This is a genomic window from Halomonas llamarensis (genome assembly GCF_023555005.1).
Lineage (GTDB): Bacteria > Pseudomonadota > Gammaproteobacteria > Pseudomonadales > Halomonadaceae > Vreelandella > Vreelandella llamarensis.
This window is the reverse complement of sequence record NZ_JAMJPJ010000171.1, coordinates 1-245: the sequence shown is the minus strand read 5'-3', so window position 1 is coordinate 245 and position 245 is coordinate 1. Positions and strand designations below refer to the sequence as shown.

Annotated in this window: 1 protein-coding gene; it reads right to left on the bottom strand. The window is 55.1% G+C overall.

Annotated elements, in window-relative coordinates:
- A partial coding sequence (locus tag M8006_RS18075; RefSeq protein WP_250084624.1) for a hypothetical protein occupies positions 1 to 184 on the bottom strand: 184 nt, incomplete at its 3' end.
- Positions 185 to 245: the final 61 nt, after the last annotated feature.

Genomic DNA, 245 nt, shown 5'->3' with positions numbered 1-245 from the left:
GAGCGGGACGGTGGCGTGGTGGTACCGGCAGGCCGCGTACGTTCAAGCGTTTTTCCCAACGCAATAAATCGGCTAAGGTTAGCCCTTGTTGCGCAGCATACTGGCTTAGCGGCCTCTGGGTGACGGATGCGTGATAGAGATGGCCGAGCCAGAAAGCCTGCATGGCATTGAGTTCGTGGTTCATGAGAATCTCCTGGATAAAGGGAGCCTCAGTGTGGTCAGCAAAACTCAACGTGAGAAGATGT